Here is a 16,908-nt window from a genome sequence, read left to right on the forward strand (position 1 = left end):
GGCTAGTCGATCTGCCCGACCGGCGTGCGCTTCTCGGCCTGGAACGCGTCCTCGGCGCGGCCGCGGGCCCAGTATCCGGAGATCGAGATCCGCTCGCGCGGCACCTCCAATTCGCGCAGGACCTTGCGGACGGCCTTGATCGACTCGCGCTCGCCGTGCGCGAAGACGTGCGCCGTGGCGCGATCCGTCGGCCAGTCCGCGACGGCCACCTGGCGCGCCAGGAAGTCGACGTCGGCCACCTCGGGGTTCACGGCCCACCGCACGTCGACGCCCGACGGTGCCGTCAGTGCGATCCGGTCGGCATCGCTCTCGACCTCGATGATCGCGGCGCCCCGCGCATCGCCGGGCAGGGCCTCCAGCGCCGAGGCGATCGCCGGCACCGCCGAGAGGTCGCCGGCGAACAGGTGCCAGGCGGCGTCCGGGTCGGGGGAGTAGGCGCCGCCCGGGCCCATGATCGTGATCGTGTCGCCGGCCTGTGCACGCTGCGCCCAGGGTCCGGCCAGCCCCTCGTCGCCGTGCACGACGAAGTCGAGGGCGATCCGGCGCTCGGCGCGGTCGAACCACCGGACGGTGTAGGTGCGGGTCGCGTCGCCGAAGGCGAGCTTGACGTACGCGTCCGTGCTGGGCAGGCCGGGGAGCTCGGGATCGCCGAAGGAGGCGAGGGATTCGCCCTCGGCCGTCACACGGACCAGGTGGGCGCCGATGGTCTCGGTGCGCACGACCGTGACCTCGTAGGTCGGCCTCGGGCGGCGAGCGCGGGCGGGTGGGGTTTCAGTACGCGGTTCAGTCACGCCCTCCACCGTACGCCTCGAAAATTAGGGTTGCCTAATCAGTGGTTCGGCGCGGGGGTTTGCTACTCGGAACGACCCGACGCCCGCCGCGCCGGGACTAGCATTCCCCACTATGAGTGCAGATGCCCCGAGCGGCAAGGATCTTCGCAAGCGCATCTCCCGATCCGCGCAGGCGGGATTCACCCCGGACGGCCGCGACCCCGTCGACATCATCCGTGAGCAGAACAGCACCCGCATCCAGGAGCTGGTGCCGGTGCGGATCTCCCGCATGCTGCACTCCCCGTTCTCGTTCTACCGCGGCGGCGCCGCGCTCATGGCGCACGACCTCGCGGGCGAGGCGAACACCGGCGTCACCGTGATGAGCTGCGGCGACGCTCACATCTCCAACTTCGGCCTCTTCGCCTCGCCGGAACGCCGGCAGCTCTTCGACGTCAACGACTTCGACGAGGCGGGCAACGCGCCGTGGGAATGGGACGTCAAACGACTGGCGGCGAGCGTGATGATCGCCGCCCGCGAGAACGGCTACACCGAGGATCAGGCCCGCAGCGCCGTCGTCAACGCGGTCGCCTCCTACCGGACCGCGCTCGCCGGGCTCATGGAGCAGAGCGCCGTCGATCGCTACTACATGTCCGTCGATGTGGACCGGTTGACCGCTCAGGCCGCCGACGACCAGCCGCTCAAGGATCTCATCGAGCAGACCGCGAAGAAGGCGCGGAAGCGCACCTCCGCGCGCATGGTCGAGAAGATCACGGCCACCAGTGCCGATGGCGAGCCGCACATCGTCGCCGACCCGCCGACGCTGGTGCCGGCCCCGGCGAAGCTGGTCGAGGGCTTCGAGGGCGTCTACGGCCAGTACCTCGACTCCATCCGCGCCGACACCGCGCACCTCCTCGGCCAGTTCCGCGTCCTCGACTGGGCGTTGCGGGTCGTCGGCGTCGGGAGCGTGGGCACCCGCTGCTTCATCGTCCTGCTCGGGCGCGACGCACCCGGCGGCGGCACGGAGACCCTGTTCCTCCAGGTCAAGGAGGCCACGCGGTCCGTGCTGCAGACCTACGGCAGGCTCGGTCCGGCGGCGATGCCGCCGCGCGCGCCGTCGACCGGCGCCCAGGCCTGGCGCGTCGTCGCCGGGCAGCAGATCCTGCAGGCGCAGTCCGACTCCTTCCTCGGCTACACCCCGACGGTGCGGGGCATGGACTTCTACTGGCGCCAGTTCCGCGACATGAAGGGCTCCGTCGTCCCGGAACTGCTCACGCACGACCAGTTCGAGCGGTACGGCCAGGCCTGCGCGGCGGTCCTCGCTCGCGCCCATGCGCAGTCCCCGGGCGCGGCCACCGCGTCGGCCTACCTGGGCAAGTCGACGGAGTTCGAGGAGGCCGTCGCGGGGTTCGCCGCCGCCTACGCCGACCAGAACGAAAAGGACTACGCCGCAGTGCAGGCCGCCGTCAAGGCCGGTGTCCTGCCGCGCGCCGAGGCGGGTGTCTGACAGTCTTAGCGCGACCTTGACGGCGCCGGGACTTCCGCCCGGGCCACGGTCCGCGTAGACCGGTAGACGTGACTCTGATGGAGGTACTGCCCTCACTCGCCCGCGCCGGCGTCGCCCGGTCCTTCGACCCCACCATCTGGCCCGACGGCACCGCGATGGACGGCGACGAGGTCCTCATCGCCGGTACCCCGGCGGCCGCGCTGGCCGACGGCGGACCGTCGACCTACCCCGTGGTGGTGAGCCGGATCAGCCGGCTCGTGCGCTCCGGCCCGGTGGTGCTGTGCGACGTGGCCGGAGAGCTGCCGCCGCACGCGCGCCTCGCCGACGTCGCCTGGCCCGGCGCCCGGCTCGCCGGGGCCCGCATGCGACAGCTCCTGGTGCGCGGGGCCGACGGTACGCGGCTCGCCGCCCGCGTCGAGGTCCCCGTCGGCGTGCCGGTGAACGCGCCGATCGCCCTCGCGCTCGCGCTGCCGCACGGGCTCGCGACCCCCGGCGCCCGCGCCTGGTGGCCGGCGGCGTGCGCGCACCGGGACCTCGAGCGCCTGGCCTGAGCGACGGCCCCGTCGTGGGCGCCCCGCCCGGTCGATTAGGCTCGGCGCGTGCACAATTTCCGCGACGTTGCAGGTGTGGACGGCTATGCGGCCGACGGGGGCCGGATGCGCCGCGGCCTGCTCTTCCGCTCCAGCGCCCTCGACGCCGATGCCATCGACCCGGCCCGGCTGGCGGGGGTGCGGCTCGCGGACGTCTTCGACCTCCGCATGACGGTGGAGGTGACGCCGAAACCCGACGTGGTGCCCGACGGTGCCCGGTACGTGCGGCTCAACGTGATCGGCGACGACGTCGAGCTCGGTGCGCTGGATCCGAAGTCGCTCAAGGACGCCGCGGGGGCGCGGGACCTGCTGACGGACGTCTACCGGATGTTCGTGACCGAGGAGAACGCGCGGGCGCAGTTCGCGGCGCTCGTCCGCGCGGTCGCCGACGAGAACCGGCCGCAGGTCTTCCACTGCACCGCGGGCAAGGACCGCACCGGCTGGGCCGCCGCGATCGTGCAGCGGAGTCTCGGCGTCTCGGCCGACGACGTGATGGCCGACTACCTGCTGACCAACGACTACTCCGCCGCCGTGATCGAGAAGATCGCCGCGGGCGCGACCGCCGAGCGGGGCGAGGCGATCGGGGAGGCGGCGCGGGTACTCGCCGGGGTCTTCCCCGAGGCGCTGACCGCGGCGTTCGACGAGGTCGACACCCGGTACGGCGGTTTCGACGGGTACCTGCGCGCGGGCCTCGGCATCGACGACGCGGTCGTCGCCCGGTTGCGCGCGAAGCTCGTCGCCTAGCCGGGACCCCTACCCGAGCTTGCGGCCGCGGGTCGAGAAGCGCCCGTCCTCCTGCGTGAAGCCCACGGAATCCACCGAGCACTCCAGCCCGCCGTCGCGCAGCGCGGTGCACGACATGCCGTGCACCGACAGCCGGGCGCCCTCGGGCAGGGCGCGCGGGCGCTCCTGGACCGTCAGCTTGTCCAGGTACCGCCAGCCGCGTTCCGTGATCTCCACGGCCTCGGGCCGGACGCTGCGGCCCTTCACCGTGATCCGCGTGCCCGCGGGCGCGGAGACGCCGCAGCGCAGCGTGGTCGGGTCGGCCTGGATCGTGCAGACCCGCTTGCCGCCGTCGTAGCGGTAGAGGAAGGCGTACGTCCCGCCCTCGGCGCGGTAGCGGTCGGCGTCCACGGCCGGTTCCGCGGCGGCGGGCAGCGCGATCGCGAACGAGGCGGCGACCATCGCCGACACCAGGACTGCACGCTTCATGCACGCCACTGTACCGCGCAGACGCCGCAGGTAGCGGGGCTAACGGCCGCTCAACCGCACGATCCGGTCGTCGCCGGGCTTCGGGTCGCCGCGGCCGTCGGTGTTGTTGGTGAGGATCCAGGCCGAGCCGTCGGGTGCGCGCACCACGTCGCGCAGCCGGCCGAGGGATTCGCGGTACTGCTCGGTCGCGGTTCCGGTCGCGGCGAGCGGCACCGTCCGCAGTCGCTCGCCCCGCAGGTTCGCGATGAGTAGATCCGTGCCCACGACCGCGATGCCGCTCGGGCTCGCCGCGGACGTCGCCCACTGCTGCAGCGGGTCCACGAAGCCCGCCCGGCGCCCGACGCCCTCGACCTCCGGCCAGCCGTAGTTCGCGCCCGGGCGGATGAGATTGAGCTCGTCCCAGGTGTTCTGGCCGAACTCGCTGGCGTACAGCGCACCGTCGGGACCCCAGGCCAGGCCCTGCGCGTTGCGGTGGCCGAGGCTGTAGACGAGCGAATCGGGGACCGGGTTGTCCGCCGGCCGGGACCCGTCGGGCGTCATCCGCAGGATCTTGCCGCCCAGGGCACGCGGGTCCTGCGCGTCGTCGGGCCGTCCCGCGTCGCCGACGGTGGCGTACAGCATCCCGTCCGGCCCGAAGGCGATGCGTCCGCCGTTGTGGATCGAGGCGGCGGGCAGGCCCGTGAGGATCGTGCGCGCGGGCCCGAGGGTGCGGGCCCCCGCTGCGCCCCGGAGCGGCATCCGGACGATCCGGTTGTCAGTCGAGGTGGTGAAGTACGCGAACAGGTCGCCGTCGCGGACGGCGATGCCGAGCAGGCCGCCCTCGCCGCGCGCCGCGACGCCGTCGATCCGGCCGACCTCCCGCGGCTTCCCGTCGACGATCTCCACGATCCGGCCGCGGTCCCGCTCGCTGACCAGGGGAGAGCCGTCGGCGAAGGCGATCGACCAGGGCGCGTCGAGGCCGGTCGCGATGGTGCCCTGCGGGGCCGCGTCCGCGGGGGCCGGGCCGGCACTCGGGCTCGGCGCCGGGCCGTCCGACGGTCCGCCGCGCCCACATCCCGTGAGCGACAGCGCCGCGAGCAGAGCGACCGCAACGCCGCGGTGCCGGATCGGGGTGCGCATGCGTCCAGAGTAGGGCGGAACGTCCGAATCCACCGGCGTTGCGGCTGCAATCGATGTTTGACTGGGTGCGTGGACGAGCTGATCGGATTCGCGGGCTGGGTCACCTTCTCCGAGCTGCCCCTCGCCGACGTGCCGCGCGGCCCCGGCGTCTACGTGATCGTGCGGCCGTCCGACGAGCCGCCGGCGTTCCTCGACGTGTCGCCCGCCGGTCACTGGAAGGGCAGGAACCCGACGCTGCCCGTCGCCGAGCTCGAGGACCGCTGGGTGACCGGAGAGCGGATCGTCTACATCGGCAAGGCCGGCGCGGGCCGGCGGGGCCGCCGCGGGCTGCGCAAGCGACTCGACGAGTACCGCCGGTACGGCGCCGGTGAGCGGGTGGGGCACTCCGGCGGTCGGCGGATCTGGCAGCTCGCCGACCACGCCGAGCTGCTCGTCGCGTGGCGGGAGACTTCCGACGCCGACGCGGCGCCCACCGAGAGTGCGATGCTCGCCGCCTTCGCGGGGAAGCACGAGCGGCTTCCCTTCGCGAACATGCGTCGCTGAGCCCGCGTGCAGGCGATTTCTCCTCCGCGTGACGGATGGGGTAATCTCCTACAGCACCGCGAGAGCGGGCCACGGGCTGTGGCGCAGCTTGGTAGCGCACTTGACTGGGGGTCAAGTGGTCGCAGGTTCAAATCCTGTCAGCCCGACCAGAAGTNCCGAGACACACGGTGTCTCGGGACTTTTCTGGTTCCGGGGCGGGATGCGCGTCACGCCCCCGGAATCCCGGGCGGTCGCGAGGGGTTGCCCATGACATGGGCGACGAACGGGAGAACGCGCACGCACTGTGGGTCTTCGCGCATCCGCGCGGCGATTCGCTGAACGCCACGCTCCGCGACGCCGGGGTCGCGCGGCTGCGGGCGGACGGGTGGTCGGTGGACGTGGCCGACCTGTACGCGGAGGGCTTCGATCCGATCCTGGTCGACGAGGGCGGGGACGACGTCCGCGCGGAGCAGCGCCGCCTCCTCGCCGCGGACCTGCTGGTGTTGCAGTTCCCGCTGTGGTGGTACGGCCCGCCGGCGATGCTCAAGGGCTGGATCGACCGCGTCTTCGAACGCGGCTTCGCGTACGACGTGCCCGACCCGGCCACCGGCCGCAACCGCAAGTACGGCGACGGCGGTCTCGTCGGGCGTCGGGCGCTGGCCGTCGTGACCGCCGGCGACCGGGCGGGTTCCCTCTCGCCGCGCGGGATCAGCGGCGACGTCGAGGACGTGTTCTGGCCCCTCCTGCACGGCACGTTCTGGTACACGGGCATGGAAGCGCTCGCACCGCAGCTCATCACGGACGTGCACGGCATCGACGCCGACGGCGCGCGCCGTCTCGCCGGGGATCTCGCCGAGCGGCTCGGCACCGTCGGGACCGAGGAACCGATCCCGTACCTGCCCATGACCGACGAGTTCTACGACCACTCGATCGCCCTGCATCCGCACGTCGCCGCGGGCCTCGCCGGAGGGCCGGCGCACCGGCGTCGCGAGGACGGGCCGTGCCATGCCGCGCCGCGGCATGCATGATGGGCGCATGAGTCTTTCTGACAAGGCGGCCGAGTTCGGTGCGTGGGGCCTGGAGAACGGGCATCGGGTCCTGCTCGCGATCACGGGCGGACGGTTCCCGAAGCGCGTGCTCGGCATGCAGACCCTGGAGCTGCACACGATCGGGCGGAAGTCCGGGCAGCGCCGGTCGACGATGCTGACCGCGCCGATCTACGGGCCCGATCGCGTGGTGGTGGTCGCGTCCAAGGGCGGCCATTCGGAGCATCCGGACTGGTACAAGAACCTCGCGGCGAACCCCGACGTGGAGATCACCGTCGACGAGGTGACCAGCCCGTGGACGGCGAAGGCCGCGAGCGCGGACGAGAAGGCGCAGCTCTGGCCGCAGATCACCAAGGTCTACAGCGGCTACGAGGGCTACCAGAAGCGCACGGACCGCGACATCCCCGTGGTGGTGCTCACGCCGCGCTGACGGGTCGGCGATTCACCCGCGTTGATTCCGGGTTCCGGGCTACCGTTCCGGACATGACGAATCAGCGCGTGAAGAAGTTCGCCGTCGCGTTCGCGGCACCGGTGGCCGTGGTCCTCGGCGTCACCGGATGCTCGCAGACCACGGGCGGCGACCCGGTCGCCGAGGGGACGTCCCCCGCCGCGTCGGCGGCACAGAACTCCGCCCCGTCGACCGCGCAGAAGGCGGGCGCGTGCGCACCGGTCTCCGGCCGCGTGCTGACCCTGCCGACGAAGGCGGCCGGCGAGCCGACGCTGGGGCTGCCGCAGCCGTCCGGGTGGGAGCGGGAGACCTCGATGGACTCCGAGGTGATCCGCGCCGCCATCGTGAACAAGAACCTGATCAACGATGCGTTCGCCGCGAACGCGGTGATCACGCTCGAGAACGCGAAGGGCATGACCCCGCAGCAGGCGCTCGACTCCCAGGTCGACTCGCTGCGCAAGGGCCTCAACGTGACGGGTCTGCAGCCCGCGCCCGGCACCCTCTGCGGCTACCCGAGCACCACCGTCACGTACACGATGCCGGGCGGCACGCCGAACCATAAGTCCACGACGCTGGCGGTCTCCATCCCCGACGGCGCGAACCTCTGGTCGGTCACCGTCACCGTGCAGTCCAAGATGCCCGACGACGCGACCTACCGCCGCGATTCGCAGGCGATCCTGAGCGGGCTGCAGATCACGAAGTGAAGTGCGGGTCCCGCCCGATGAAGGCCATCAGGGAGGTGACCGCGTCGGTGCCGTCCGGCACGGGGATCGGCGCGCCGAACTGGCCCGACTCCTGCAGCATCGGTCCCATCGACTCCAGGCCGCCGCGCAGCGCCTGCGCGAACGCCGGATCGAGATCGGGCGTGATGCCGTTCGAGCGGGCCAGGTCCCAGGTGTGCATGAAGACGTCGGCGGTGTAGAACTGGTCGACCAGCGCGTCGAGCGGCTTCTCCCCGAACATCTGCGTGGAGAGCACCCGGCCCGCGTCCGGCGCATCGAGCAGCGCCTGCACCGCCTCGGTGAGCTGGCCGAAGGCCGCCGCCGGCTCCGCCGCGTCCGACGGGGCGCCGGGCAGTTCGACGCCGTTCATCGCGAGGAATCCGGGGAGCCACTCGACGAGGTGGCCGACCACGTCGCGGGCCTTCCACTCCGGGACGGGCGTCCGGGCGTCCCAGTCGGTGATCGCGCCGGCGACCTCCGCGAAGGTGCCCGCCGCGGCGCGGTGGCGGTCGGCGGGGGAGAGCGTGCTGAGTTCGGTCATGGCGCCACTCTGGCACGGGCCACCGACAGGTGCGTGGCCTACCGTGAACATCCGTGACCGAACACCTGAGCATCCCCACCCCCGCGGGCTCCTTCGACGCGATCGCCGCCGGCCCCGAGGACGGGCGGCCGGTACTGCTCCTGCACGGCTTCCCCGAGGCCGCGATCGCCTGGCGGTACCAGGTCGCGGCGTTGGGGGAGCGCGGTTTCCGCGCCGTGGCCGTCGACCAGCGCGGCTACTCGCCCGACGTGCGGCCCGAGCGCCCCGCCGAGTACGGGATCTCCGAGCTGGTGGCCGACGTCGTGGCGATCGCCGACGCCCTCGGATGGGCGCGGTTCGACCTCGTCGGGCACGACTGGGGCGGCGCGGTCGCCTGGTGGACCGCCACCGATCACCCCGACCGGCTGCGCTCGCTCGCGGTGGTCTCCACGCCGCACCCGGCCGCGCTCGCGATCGCGCTGCGGACCGACGAGGACCAGGCCAACCGGTCGCGGTACATGACCGAGTGGCGCAGCACCCCGGCCACGGAGCGGGCCATGCTCGCCGACGACGCCCGCGCGCTGCGGCAGATCTTCGGCCGCGACGTACCCCGGGACTCCGTCGACGACTACATCCAGCGGCTGCAGGAGCCGGGGGCGCTGACGGCGGCGCTGAACTGGTACCGCTCCGGCCGCCCGCCGGCGGCGCTCGGCACCGTCGATACCCCGGTCCTGTACGTCTGGCCCACGGAGGACGCCGCGTTCGGGGACGTCGCGGCTCTGGGGACCGTCGCGCACTGCAGCGGGCCGTACCGGTTCGAGATGCTCGAGGACGTCTCGCACTGGGCGCCCGAGCAGGCCCCGGAGGCGATCACCGGCATGCTCCTCGAGCACCTCGACGCGACCTGACCCGGTGACCCGGCGGCGTCAGCCGGGAACGATCTCCGGGGTGTGCGTCACGGGGCAGGTGAGCGACGCCGCGATGTAGCACTGCTCCCCGGCTTCGTGGTGCAGGGCCCGGGCGAGTTCGGCGTCCGAGCCCGGCGCCAGCACCACCCGCGGGCGCAGCTCGATCCCGGTGAATCTTCCACCCGCGCCGGGCGTCTCGACCATGGTGCCGACGGCCGTGTCCACGTAGTCGACCACCACGACGCCCTGCAGCGAGCAGAGCGCGAGGTACGAGAGCATGTGGCAGTTCGCCGCCGCCGCGACGAGGAGCTGCTCGGGGTTCCAGAGCGTGGGGTCGCCGCGGAAGTGCGGATCGGCGGACGCGGAGATCGACGCCGCCGCGGCGGAACTGAGACGGTGTTCCCGCGGGTAGGAGCGGTAATCGGTGGTGCCCTCGGGTGCGGACCACTCGATCTCGACCGGATAAGTGTGCTCGTTCACCCCGCAATCGTCCCCCCGTTGTGTATCTAATGGGGAGCATGTTGCACAGGCGAAAGAAGTCCACCACTGTCCGGGTCGTCAGCGTGCTCGCAGCCGTGAGCCTCGTCGCGGCGGGCTGCGGCTCGTCCGGCGATGACGCCGCGTCGTCGAGCACGGCCGCCGGGTCGTCCTCGGAGGCGGCGCCGAGCAGCGTCGATCGTCCCGCGCCCGCGGGCGGCGCCGACGACGCCGGGGCCACCGCGAAGGCCCGCGCCCTCGCCGACGCCGTCACCCTCGACGGTGCCGTCAAGCACCTGGAGGCCTTCCAGGACATCGCGAACCGCAACGGCGGCAACCGTGCACTCGGCACGCCCGGGTACGAGCAGAGCGTCGAGTACGCCGAGAAGGTGCTCCGCGACGCCGGTTACACCCCGCAGCGCCAGGAGTTCTCGACGGCCGTCTGGTCCGCCTCGAAGGTCGACGTGCAGGCCGCGGGCGCACCGGTGAAGGCCGCGGCGCTGTCCTTCTCGGGCGCCACCGGCGGCACGGTGACCGCCAAGGCCGTCGTCACGGGGACGCAGGGCTGCTCGGCCGCCGACCTGGAGAAGGTCACCGAGGGCTCGATCGCCGTCGTGCAGCGCGGCAAGTGCACCTTCGGCGAGAAGTACAAGGCCGCCGCGGCGAAGGGGGTGAAGGCGCTCGTCATCACCAACAACCAGCCCGAGGAGTGGAAGGGCGGCACGCTCGGCCTCGACGACGGCGCCTCCATCGCCGTCGTGGGCGTCGCGCAGGACGCCCCGATCGCCGACGGTCAGGACATCACGCTCACCGTCGACGCGAAGACGGAGAAGGCGAAGACCTGGAACATCCTCGCGGAGACCACGAAGGGCGACGACGCCAACGTGCAGATGGTCGGCGCGCACCTCGACGGCGTCACCGAGGGGCCCGGCCTCAACGACAACGGCACGGGCTCGGCCGCGGTCCTGGAGACGGCCGCCAAGCTCGGCGCCGGCGCCGACGTCAAGAACAAGGTCCGCTTCGCGCTGTGGGGCGCCGAGGAGGAGGGCCTCGTCGGCTCGGAGCACTACGTCAAGGAGCTGAGCGAGGAGCAGGCCTCGAAGATCAAGCGCTACCTCAACTTCGACATGCTGGGCTCGCCGAACGGCGGCTACTTCACCTTCGACGGCGACGGGTCCTCCAAGCTCGAGGGCGGCGCCGGCCCCGCCGGTTCCGGCGTGATCGAGCAGGTCTTCCGGAACTACTTCGCGTGGCGGAACGTGCCGGTCGAGGCCTCCGCGTTCGACGGACGCTCGGACTACGGCCCCTTCAAGGAGGTCGGCATCGCCTCCGGCGGCATGGACACCGGCGCCGACGGCAAGAAGACCGAGGAGCAGCAGCGGCAGTGGGGCGGCACCGTCGGCGACATCTTCGACCCGAACTACCACAGCCCGCGCGACACGATCGAGAACGTCAACCGCGACATGTACCGCATCGCGCTCGGTTCGGTCGGCTTCTCCACGGCGTACTTCGCGGCGCTCTGACGCACCGGTAGTCTCGACTGCGCAAGCGGTCGAACGATTCACAGTGCGTGATGTCAGTGCGGAGGTCCGGTGGGCAGGTTCAGCAACAAGATGTGGAAGGTGCTCGGCGCGCAGAGCACACGGAACCAGTCCCGGTCCGTCGCGCTGATCGAGCAGTCCGCCGCATTCGACGAGTGGGCGCAGGGGCTTTCCGACGAGGAGTTCCCCGACGCCGCGCTGGCGCTGGACGTCTACGCCGCCAAGTCGGACGATCGCGCGAAGTTCATCGCGATCGCCCGGGAGGGTGCCGACCGCGCCCTGGGCCTGCGCCCCTTCGACGTGCAGCTGCAGGGCGCCGACCGGCTCCTCGAGGGCGACGTGGTCGAGATGGCCACCGGCGAGGGCAAGACCCTCGCCGGGGCCGTCGCCGCCGCGGGCATGGCCCTCTCCGGCCGGTCCGTGCACGTGATCTCTCCGAACGACTACCTCGCCCGGCGCGACGCGGAGTGGATGAAGCCCTTCTTCGACCTGCTCGACGTGACCGTCGGTTACGTCGCGGAGACCTCCACGCGGGAGGAGCGGCGCGAGGCCTACGCCAAGGACGTGGTCTACGGCTCGGTCAACGAGATCGGCTTCGACGTGCTGCGTGATCAGCTCGCCACGCGCGCCGAGGACCTGCTCTCCCCGAAGCCCGACGTGGCGATCGTCGACGAGGCCGACTCGGTGCTGGTCGACGAGGCACTGATCCCGCTGGTGCTGGCCGGCTCCGTCAAGGGCGACGTGCCGCAGGCCGCGATCATGGAGGTCGTGGCCCGGCTGCGCGAGGGCAAGCACTACGAGATCGATGCGGACGGCAAGTCCGCCTTCCTCACCGACGACGGCGCCGCGCTCGTCGAGGAGGAGCTCGGCGGCATCGACCTGTACTCCGACCTGCACGTCGCGTCGACGCTGCCGCAGGTCAACATCGCACTGCACGCCTACGCGCTCGTCGAGCGCGACGTGCACTACATCGTGCGCGACGGCCAGGTGAAGCTCATCAACGCCTCCCGTGGCCGCGTCGCCGATCTGCAGCGCTGGCCCGACGGTCTGCAGGCGGCGGTCGAGGCCAAGGAGGGCCTCTCGCAGACCGACTCCGGCGAGGTGATCGACACCATCACCGTCCAGGCGCTCCTGCAGCGTTACGCGCTCGTCTGCGGCATGACGGGTACCGCGATCGCGGCCGGCGAGCAGCTGCGCCAGTTCTACGACCTGGGCGTCTCGCAGATCCCGCCGAACACGCCGAACATCCGCGTCGACCAGCCCATGCGCGTCTACGACAACAAGGGCAACAAGGTCGCCGGGATCGTCGACTACGTGCGCGAGGTGCACGAGACCGGCCAGCCCGTGCTCATCGGCACGCACGATGTGGCCGAGTCCGAGGAGCTGGCGCACATGCTCAAGATCTCGGGCGTGATCGCGACGGTCCTCAACGCCAAGAACGACGCCGACGAGGCGCGGATCATCGCCGACGCCGGCACCAAGGGCGCGGTCACCGTCTCCACGCAGATGGCGGGCCGCGGTACCGACATCAAGCTCGGCGGCCACGACGCCGGCGACGAGAGCCCCGAGCACGACGAGGTGGCCGAGCTCGGCGGCCTCGCCGTCGTGGGCACCGGCCTGCACGACACCGAGCGCCTGGATCAGCAGCTGCGCGGCCGCGCCGGCCGCCAGGGCGACCCCGGTACCTCGGTGATCTTCGCGTCCGTCGAGGACCCGATCGTGGAGCGGCACCTGCCGCGCAGCCGGCCGCCGGGCGGCGCCGATCCCGAGACGGGGGAGTTCCCGAGCGGCAAGGCCGCCGACCTGCTCGACTCGGCGCAGCGCGTCGCCGAGGGCGGCATGCTCGAGACGCACGCCAACACCTGGCGCTACAACCAGCTGGTCAACCAGCAGCGCGACCTCGTGATGGCGCGGCGGCACACCCTGCTCACCACCGACCGGCCGCTCACGGACTTCGCCGAGCTCGAGCCCGAACGACTCGCCGAGCTGCGCGAGGCGGGCATCGACGACGACGTGCTCGAGCAGGCGGCCCGCGAGGCCTTCCTGTACCACCTCGACCGCACCTGGGCGGAGCACCTGGCCTTCGTCTCCGAGGTGCAGACGACGATCCACCTGCGCGCCCTGGGCCGCCAGTCGCCGCTCGACGAGTTCCACCGCCTGGTGATCGAGGAGTTCCGCAAGCTCCCCGAGGAGGCCGTCGGCCGCGCCCGGGAGACGCTGCGGGAGGCCGAGATCACCGACGACGGGATCGATCTCGACGGGGCCGACCTGGGACGCAACACGCTGACCTGGACGTACATGGTCCACGACAACCCGTTCGCCACGAAGGGCATGGCGAACATGTTCGGGATGATCTGAGCGGGGCGTGAGCGAAACCGGGCGGTCCGCACCCGAGGCCGGCGGCGCACCGTCGGCCCCGGGCGGGCCCCCGAGCCCGCTGAACGTGCCCAACGCCCTGAGCATTCTCCGCCTGCTCGGCGTTCCGCTGTTCCTCTGGCTGCTGCTCGTGGAGCACAGCGACGCCTGGGCGCTGGTGGTGCTCATGGTGTCGGGGTTCACCGATTGGCTCGACGGCAAGCTGGCGCGGCTGCTCGATCAGCAGACGAGGCTGGGTGAGCTGCTCGACCCGGCCGCCGACCGGCTCTACATGATCGCGGTCCCCATCGCCTTCGGCATCCGCGGGATCCTGCCGTGGTGGGTCATCGGCCTGCTGATCGGCCGGGAGGTGGTGCTGGCCGGCACGGTGCCCTTCCTGCGCAGCCGCGGCATCACCGCGCTGCCGACGCTGTACCTCGGCAAAGCCGCGACCTTCGCCCTCATGTACGCCCTGCCGATGCTCCTGGCCGGCACCTTCGACAACGGGCTGGGCGCCGTGATGCACCCGCTGGGCTGGGCGTTCCTCATCTGGGGCCTCGGCATGTACTGGTGGACCCTGGTGCTGTACTGGTGGCAGACGGTGCTGGTGGTGCGTGACCTGCCCCGGGTGCGGTAATCAGGGGGTGTGTTGCTCAATCCTCATGCCGCCCACTAAGTTGTAATCCGCTGCGCGGCCCCGCTCAGCCCTCGCGAAAGGACGTCCACGTTGAGTGCCAGCTTTCCCGGAGAACTGCTGTACACCCCCGATCACGAGTGGTTGCTGAAGAAGAGCGAGACCGTGGTGCGGATCGGGATCACCGATTTCGCACAGGATCAGCTGGGTGACGTGGTCTTCGTGCAGCTGCCCGAGGACGACGCCGAGGTCGCCTCGGGTGACTCGTTCGCCGAGGTGGAGTCGACCAAGAGCGTCTCCGACATCTACGCGCCGCTGTCCGGCACCGTCGTCGCGATCAACGGCGAGCTCGATTCGAGCCCGGACCTGATCAACTCGGATCCGTACGGCGAGGGCTGGATCGTCGAGATCGAGGCCGCGTCCCCCGAGGACCTCGAGGCCGCCCTGGGCGAGCTGCTCGACGCCGACGCGTACAAAGCGCTGACCGCCGAGGCGTGAACGCCTTTCCTTAGAACGGCTTTAGAGCCGACGAATCCGGCCGCCTCCGAGGCGCCGGGCGCGGTACCGTGGACCGTACGTCCATCAGGTGTCGTGAACTACAGACCTGTGCAGTAATCACTGACGAAGGAGCGATGTGAGCGAGAACGACCAGGGCAACGAATCGGCCCCCGTTGAGACCACTTCGGTGTTCCGCGCCGACATCATCCGCGAGATGGACGCCTCCGGCGGCCCCGAGAACGATGCGCCCGTCCAGGGCCTCGACAACCTCCCGGCCGGCGCGGCCCTGCTCGTGGTGAAGCGCGGCCCGAATGCGGGTTCCCGCTTCCTGCTGGACCAGGAGACCACGTCCGCGGGTCGCCACCCCGATAGCGACATCTTCCTCGACGACGTGACCGTGTCGCGTCGGCACGCGGAGTTCCGCTCGGTCGAGGGCGGCTTCACCGTGGTCGACGTGGGCAGCCTGAACGGCACGTACGTCAACCGCGAGCCGGTGGACGCGTCGCCGCTCGCGCACGGCGACGAGGTCCAGATCGGCAAGTTCCGCCTGGTCTTCTTCGTCCCGGCGGCCGGCTGACCCCAGTGACGGCCCCACGCCAGGAATCGGCGGCCCCGAGCGCGATGTCGATCGGGGCCGTCCTCGAACGCCTTCGTGACGAGTTCCCGGACGTGACCATCTCCAAGATCCGATTCCTCGAGTCGGAGGGGCTGGTCACACCCGACCGGTCCCCGTCGGGGTACCGGCGGTTCTCGCCGAAGGACTGCGAGCGGCTCAAGTACGTGCTCACCGCGCAGCGCGACTACTACCTGCCGCTGAAGATCATCAAGGAGCAGCTCGACGCGCACGATCGGGGTGAGGCCGTCGAGGGCCCCGCTCCGCGTGCGCCCCGCGCGCTCGCGGCGGTGTCGTCGAAGACGGCGCCCGCCACCGATTTCTCGGCGCGCCGGCAGACCCGGATCAGCCGCGCCGATCTGCTCGCCCGGTCCGGGGCCGACGAGGCCTTCCTGCGCGAGCTGGAGCGCTCGGCGCTGCTCACCTCCGGCAAGGCCGGCTTCTTCGACGAGGACGCGGTCGCGCTGGTGCAGGCGGCCAAGGCCCTCGCCGAGTACGGCCTGGAGGCGCGGCACCTGCGCGCCTTCAAGACCTCGGCCGACCGCGAGGCCGGCCTCATCGCCCAGATCGCCAACCCCGTCGCTCGCGGCGGGGACGCGGGGGCCGCGGAGCGTGCGGCCGAGCTGGTGCGCGAACTCGCCGCCCTCTCGGTCACCTTCCACACCCAGTTGGTCAAGGCCGCCGTCAAGGATGCGGTGCGCTGACGCCGGCGCGGGGCCCGAGTCGCTTCGCTCCCCGGCAACGGGGCGTCCGCGCTCGATCCCGCTGTTGCGCCGGTAAGCTGGAACCATGATCGAGATGACCGTCGCGGGCATCCGGATGGACCCGCCGCAGAACGATCCCGTGCTGCTCCTGCGGGAGGTCTCGGGTCCCCGGTACCTGCCCATCTGGATCGGCCAGAGCGAGGCCACCGCGATCGCGATCAAGCTGCAGGGCGTCGAGCCGCGTCGCCCGCTCACCCACGACCTCATCGTGGACCTGCTGGAGACCCTGGGGCGCTCCGTCACCGAGGTGCGCATCACGGGGCTGCAGGAGGGCACGTACTTCGCCGACCTCGTGCTCGACGGTGACCAGACCGTCTCGGCCCGGCCGTCGGACTCCGTCGCCATGGCCGTGCGGCTCGAGGTGCCCATCTTCGCGGAGGAGGAGGTGCTCGCCGAGGCGGGACTCCTGCTGCCGGACGAGGAGATCGATTCGGAGGCAACCGAATCCGCTGAGGAGCCGCCCGCCGACGAGGAGGTCGAGGCGTTCAAGGAGTTCCTCGACTCCATCTCCGCGGACGACTTCAAGGCGCCCGGCGACTCCTGAGGCCGGCGCGGATCCGGCGCCGTCCCGAGGTCACGATTCGATCTCGACCTCAACTTCAACTTGAGGGTGTCGGTGTGTCGCGTTGATTCGCCGCCGTCGGCCCCCTAGCGTTCACGCCGAA

Annotated in this window: 20 protein-coding genes and 1 tRNA gene; 16 read left to right on the plus strand and 5 right to left on the minus strand. The window is 71.6% G+C overall.

Annotated features, from left to right (window positions below):
• Nucleotides 1-2: 2 nt before the first annotated feature.
• Entirely contained in the window at nt 3-791 is a 789-nt protein-coding gene (locus ACNAYW_RS20425; RefSeq protein WP_415851472.1) for a siderophore-interacting protein, read from the minus strand.
• Between the two features lie 112 nt (nt 792-903).
• Here ACNAYW_RS20425 and ACNAYW_RS20430 point away from each other — a divergent pair, with 112 nt between their 5' ends.
• The 3 genes from ACNAYW_RS20430 (at nt 904) to ACNAYW_RS20440 (ending at nt 3,608) form a co-directional block, all read left to right on the plus strand.
• Nucleotides 904-2,274 (plus strand): DUF2252 domain-containing protein, encoded by a 1,371-nt coding sequence (locus ACNAYW_RS20430; RefSeq protein ID WP_415851473.1) that lies wholly within the window; start codon nt 904-906, stop codon nt 2,272-2,274.
• A 68-nt stretch (nt 2,275-2,342) separates the two neighbouring features.
• Complete coding sequence (locus ACNAYW_RS20435) at nt 2,343-2,825, plus strand: hypothetical protein (RefSeq protein ID WP_415851474.1); 483 nt, start codon at nt 2,343-2,345, stop codon at nt 2,823-2,825.
• Between the two features lie 48 nt (nt 2,826-2,873).
• Nucleotides 2,874-3,608, plus strand: a complete 735-nt coding sequence (locus ACNAYW_RS20440; protein WP_415851475.1) for a tyrosine-protein phosphatase — start codon at nt 2,874-2,876, stop codon at nt 3,606-3,608.
• A gap of 9 nt (nt 3,609-3,617) precedes the next feature.
• Here the strand turns inward: ACNAYW_RS20440 and ACNAYW_RS20445 are convergent, their stop codons facing one another.
• Together ACNAYW_RS20445 and ACNAYW_RS20450 are read right to left on the minus strand one after the other, a co-directional pair.
• Nucleotides 3,618-4,076 carry a hypothetical protein gene (locus ACNAYW_RS20445; protein WP_415851476.1) on the minus strand — a complete coding sequence of 153 codons (459 nt, stop codon included), beginning with the start codon at nt 4,074-4,076 and terminating at the stop codon, nt 3,618-3,620.
• A gap of 39 nt (nt 4,077-4,115) precedes the next feature.
• Nucleotides 4,116-5,195 (minus strand): PQQ-dependent sugar dehydrogenase, encoded by a 1,080-nt coding sequence (locus ACNAYW_RS20450; protein ID WP_415851477.1) that lies wholly within the window; start codon nt 5,193-5,195, stop codon nt 4,116-4,118.
• Between the two features lie 69 nt (nt 5,196-5,264).
• Here ACNAYW_RS20450 and ACNAYW_RS20455 point away from each other — a divergent pair, with 69 nt between their 5' ends.
• The 5 genes from ACNAYW_RS20455 to ACNAYW_RS20475 all read left to right on the plus strand — a co-directional run bounded on the left by ACNAYW_RS20455 (nt 5,265) and on the right by ACNAYW_RS20475 (nt 7,915).
• Nucleotides 5,265-5,738 carry a hypothetical protein gene (locus ACNAYW_RS20455; RefSeq protein WP_415851478.1) on the plus strand — a complete coding sequence of 158 codons (474 nt, stop codon included), beginning with the start codon at nt 5,265-5,267 and terminating at the stop codon, nt 5,736-5,738.
• A gap of 72 nt (nt 5,739-5,810) precedes the next feature.
• Nucleotides 5,811-5,887, plus strand: a tRNA-Pro gene (locus ACNAYW_RS20460).
• A gap of 102 nt (nt 5,888-5,989) precedes the next feature.
• Complete coding sequence (locus ACNAYW_RS20465; RefSeq protein ID WP_415851479.1) at nt 5,990-6,745, plus strand: NAD(P)H-dependent oxidoreductase; 756 nt, start codon at nt 5,990-5,992, stop codon at nt 6,743-6,745.
• 7 nt (nt 6,746-6,752) lie between these two features.
• The gene (locus tag ACNAYW_RS20470) at nt 6,753-7,193 is read left to right on the plus strand and encodes a nitroreductase family deazaflavin-dependent oxidoreductase (protein ID WP_415851480.1); all 441 of its coding nucleotides are present in this window, start codon (nt 6,753-6,755) and stop codon (nt 7,191-7,193) included.
• A 53-nt stretch (nt 7,194-7,246) separates the two neighbouring features.
• Nucleotides 7,247-7,915 carry an LpqN/LpqT family lipoprotein gene (locus tag ACNAYW_RS20475; RefSeq protein ID WP_415851481.1) on the plus strand — a complete coding sequence of 223 codons (669 nt, stop codon included), beginning with the start codon at nt 7,247-7,249 and terminating at the stop codon, nt 7,913-7,915.
• Here ACNAYW_RS20475 and ACNAYW_RS20480 read toward each other — a convergent pair.
• Entirely contained in the window at nt 7,905-8,474 is a 570-nt protein-coding gene (locus ACNAYW_RS20480; RefSeq protein ID WP_415851482.1) for a maleylpyruvate isomerase N-terminal domain-containing protein, read from the minus strand. The two genes, ACNAYW_RS20475 and ACNAYW_RS20480, sit on opposite strands and share 11 nt — an antisense overlap.
• 53 nt (nt 8,475-8,527) lie before the next feature.
• On the opposite strand from ACNAYW_RS20480, the gene ACNAYW_RS20485 reads away from it, so the two are divergent.
• Nucleotides 8,528-9,361 carry an alpha/beta fold hydrolase gene (locus tag ACNAYW_RS20485; RefSeq protein WP_415851483.1) on the plus strand — a complete coding sequence of 278 codons (834 nt, stop codon included), beginning with the start codon at nt 8,528-8,530 and terminating at the stop codon, nt 9,359-9,361.
• Nucleotides 9,362-9,379: 18 nt separating this feature from the next.
• On the opposite strand, the gene ACNAYW_RS20490 is transcribed toward ACNAYW_RS20485, so the two are convergent.
• Nucleotides 9,380-9,841, minus strand: a complete 462-nt coding sequence (locus ACNAYW_RS20490) for an OsmC family protein (RefSeq protein WP_415851484.1) — start codon at nt 9,839-9,841, stop codon at nt 9,380-9,382.
• Nucleotides 9,842-9,879: 38 nt separating this feature from the next.
• Between ACNAYW_RS20490 and ACNAYW_RS20495 the strand changes: the two genes are divergently transcribed.
• From ACNAYW_RS20495 to ACNAYW_RS20525, 7 genes are all read left to right on the plus strand, one after another.
• Complete coding sequence (locus tag ACNAYW_RS20495) at nt 9,880-11,361, plus strand: M28 family peptidase (protein WP_415851485.1); 1,482 nt, start codon at nt 9,880-9,882, stop codon at nt 11,359-11,361.
• Between the two features lie 69 nt (nt 11,362-11,430).
• Nucleotides 11,431-13,737: an accessory Sec system translocase SecA2 gene (gene secA2, locus ACNAYW_RS20500; protein WP_415851486.1), complete on the plus strand. Its 2,307-nt coding sequence runs from the start codon at nt 11,431-11,433 to the stop codon at nt 13,735-13,737.
• A 7-nt stretch (nt 13,738-13,744) separates the two neighbouring features.
• On the plus strand, nt 13,745-14,371 hold the full coding sequence (locus ACNAYW_RS20505; protein WP_415851487.1) for a CDP-alcohol phosphatidyltransferase family protein: 627 nt from the start codon (nt 13,745-13,747) through the stop codon (nt 14,369-14,371).
• Nucleotides 14,372-14,461: 90 nt separating this feature from the next.
• Nucleotides 14,462-14,866, plus strand: a complete 405-nt coding sequence (gene gcvH / locus ACNAYW_RS20510; RefSeq protein WP_068525803.1) for a glycine cleavage system protein GcvH — start codon at nt 14,462-14,464, stop codon at nt 14,864-14,866.
• A gap of 136 nt (nt 14,867-15,002) precedes the next feature.
• Nucleotides 15,003-15,443 carry an oxoglutarate dehydrogenase inhibitor Odhl gene (gene odhI / locus ACNAYW_RS20515; protein ID WP_415851488.1) on the plus strand — a complete coding sequence of 147 codons (441 nt, stop codon included), beginning with the start codon at nt 15,003-15,005 and terminating at the stop codon, nt 15,441-15,443.
• 5 nt (nt 15,444-15,448) lie between these two features.
• Nucleotides 15,449-16,183, plus strand: a complete 735-nt coding sequence (ftsR, locus tag ACNAYW_RS20520) for a transcriptional regulator FtsR (protein WP_435594789.1) — start codon at nt 15,449-15,451, stop codon at nt 16,181-16,183.
• Nucleotides 16,184-16,268: 85 nt separating this feature from the next.
• Nucleotides 16,269-16,787, plus strand: coding sequence for a bifunctional nuclease family protein (locus ACNAYW_RS20525; RefSeq protein WP_415851489.1), 519 nt, complete (start codon nt 16,269-16,271; stop codon nt 16,785-16,787).
• The last annotated feature ends 121 nt before the right edge of the window (nt 16,788-16,908 follow it).

Origin of the sequence: Tsukamurella ocularis (assembly GCF_965138335.1) — a bacterium.
GTDB lineage: Bacteria > Actinomycetota > Actinomycetes > Mycobacteriales > Mycobacteriaceae > Tsukamurella > Tsukamurella ocularis_A.

Bases quoted from the DNA above. Each gene is read 5' to 3' on its own strand.
- ACNAYW_RS20445 (WP_415851476.1), bottom strand. From the start codon at position 4,076: ATGAAGCGTGCAGTCCTGGTGTCGGCGATGGTCGCCGCCTCGTTCGCG.
- ACNAYW_RS20450 (WP_415851477.1), bottom strand. From the start codon at position 5,195: ATGCGCACCCCGATCCGGCACCGCGGCGTTGCGGTCGCTCTGCTCGCG.
- ACNAYW_RS20475 (WP_415851481.1), top strand. From the start codon at position 7,247: ATGACGAATCAGCGCGTGAAGAAGTTCGCCGTCGCGTTCGCGGCACCG.
- ACNAYW_RS20525 (WP_415851489.1), top strand. From the start codon at position 16,269: ATGATCGAGATGACCGTCGCGGGCATCCGGATGGACCCGCCGCAGAAC.
- ACNAYW_RS20495 (WP_415851485.1), top strand. From the start codon at position 9,880: ATGTTGCACAGGCGAAAGAAGTCCACCACTGTCCGGGTCGTCAGCGTG.
- ACNAYW_RS20430 (WP_415851473.1), top strand. From the start codon at position 904: ATGAGTGCAGATGCCCCGAGCGGCAAGGATCTTCGCAAGCGCATCTCC.
- ACNAYW_RS20480 (WP_415851482.1), bottom strand. From the start codon at position 8,474: ATGACCGAACTCAGCACGCTCTCCCCCGCCGACCGCCACCGCGCCGCG.
- ACNAYW_RS20465 (WP_415851479.1), top strand. From the start codon at position 5,990: ATGGGCGACGAACGGGAGAACGCGCACGCACTGTGGGTCTTCGCGCAT.
- ACNAYW_RS20470 (WP_415851480.1), top strand. From the start codon at position 6,753: ATGAGTCTTTCTGACAAGGCGGCCGAGTTCGGTGCGTGGGGCCTGGAG.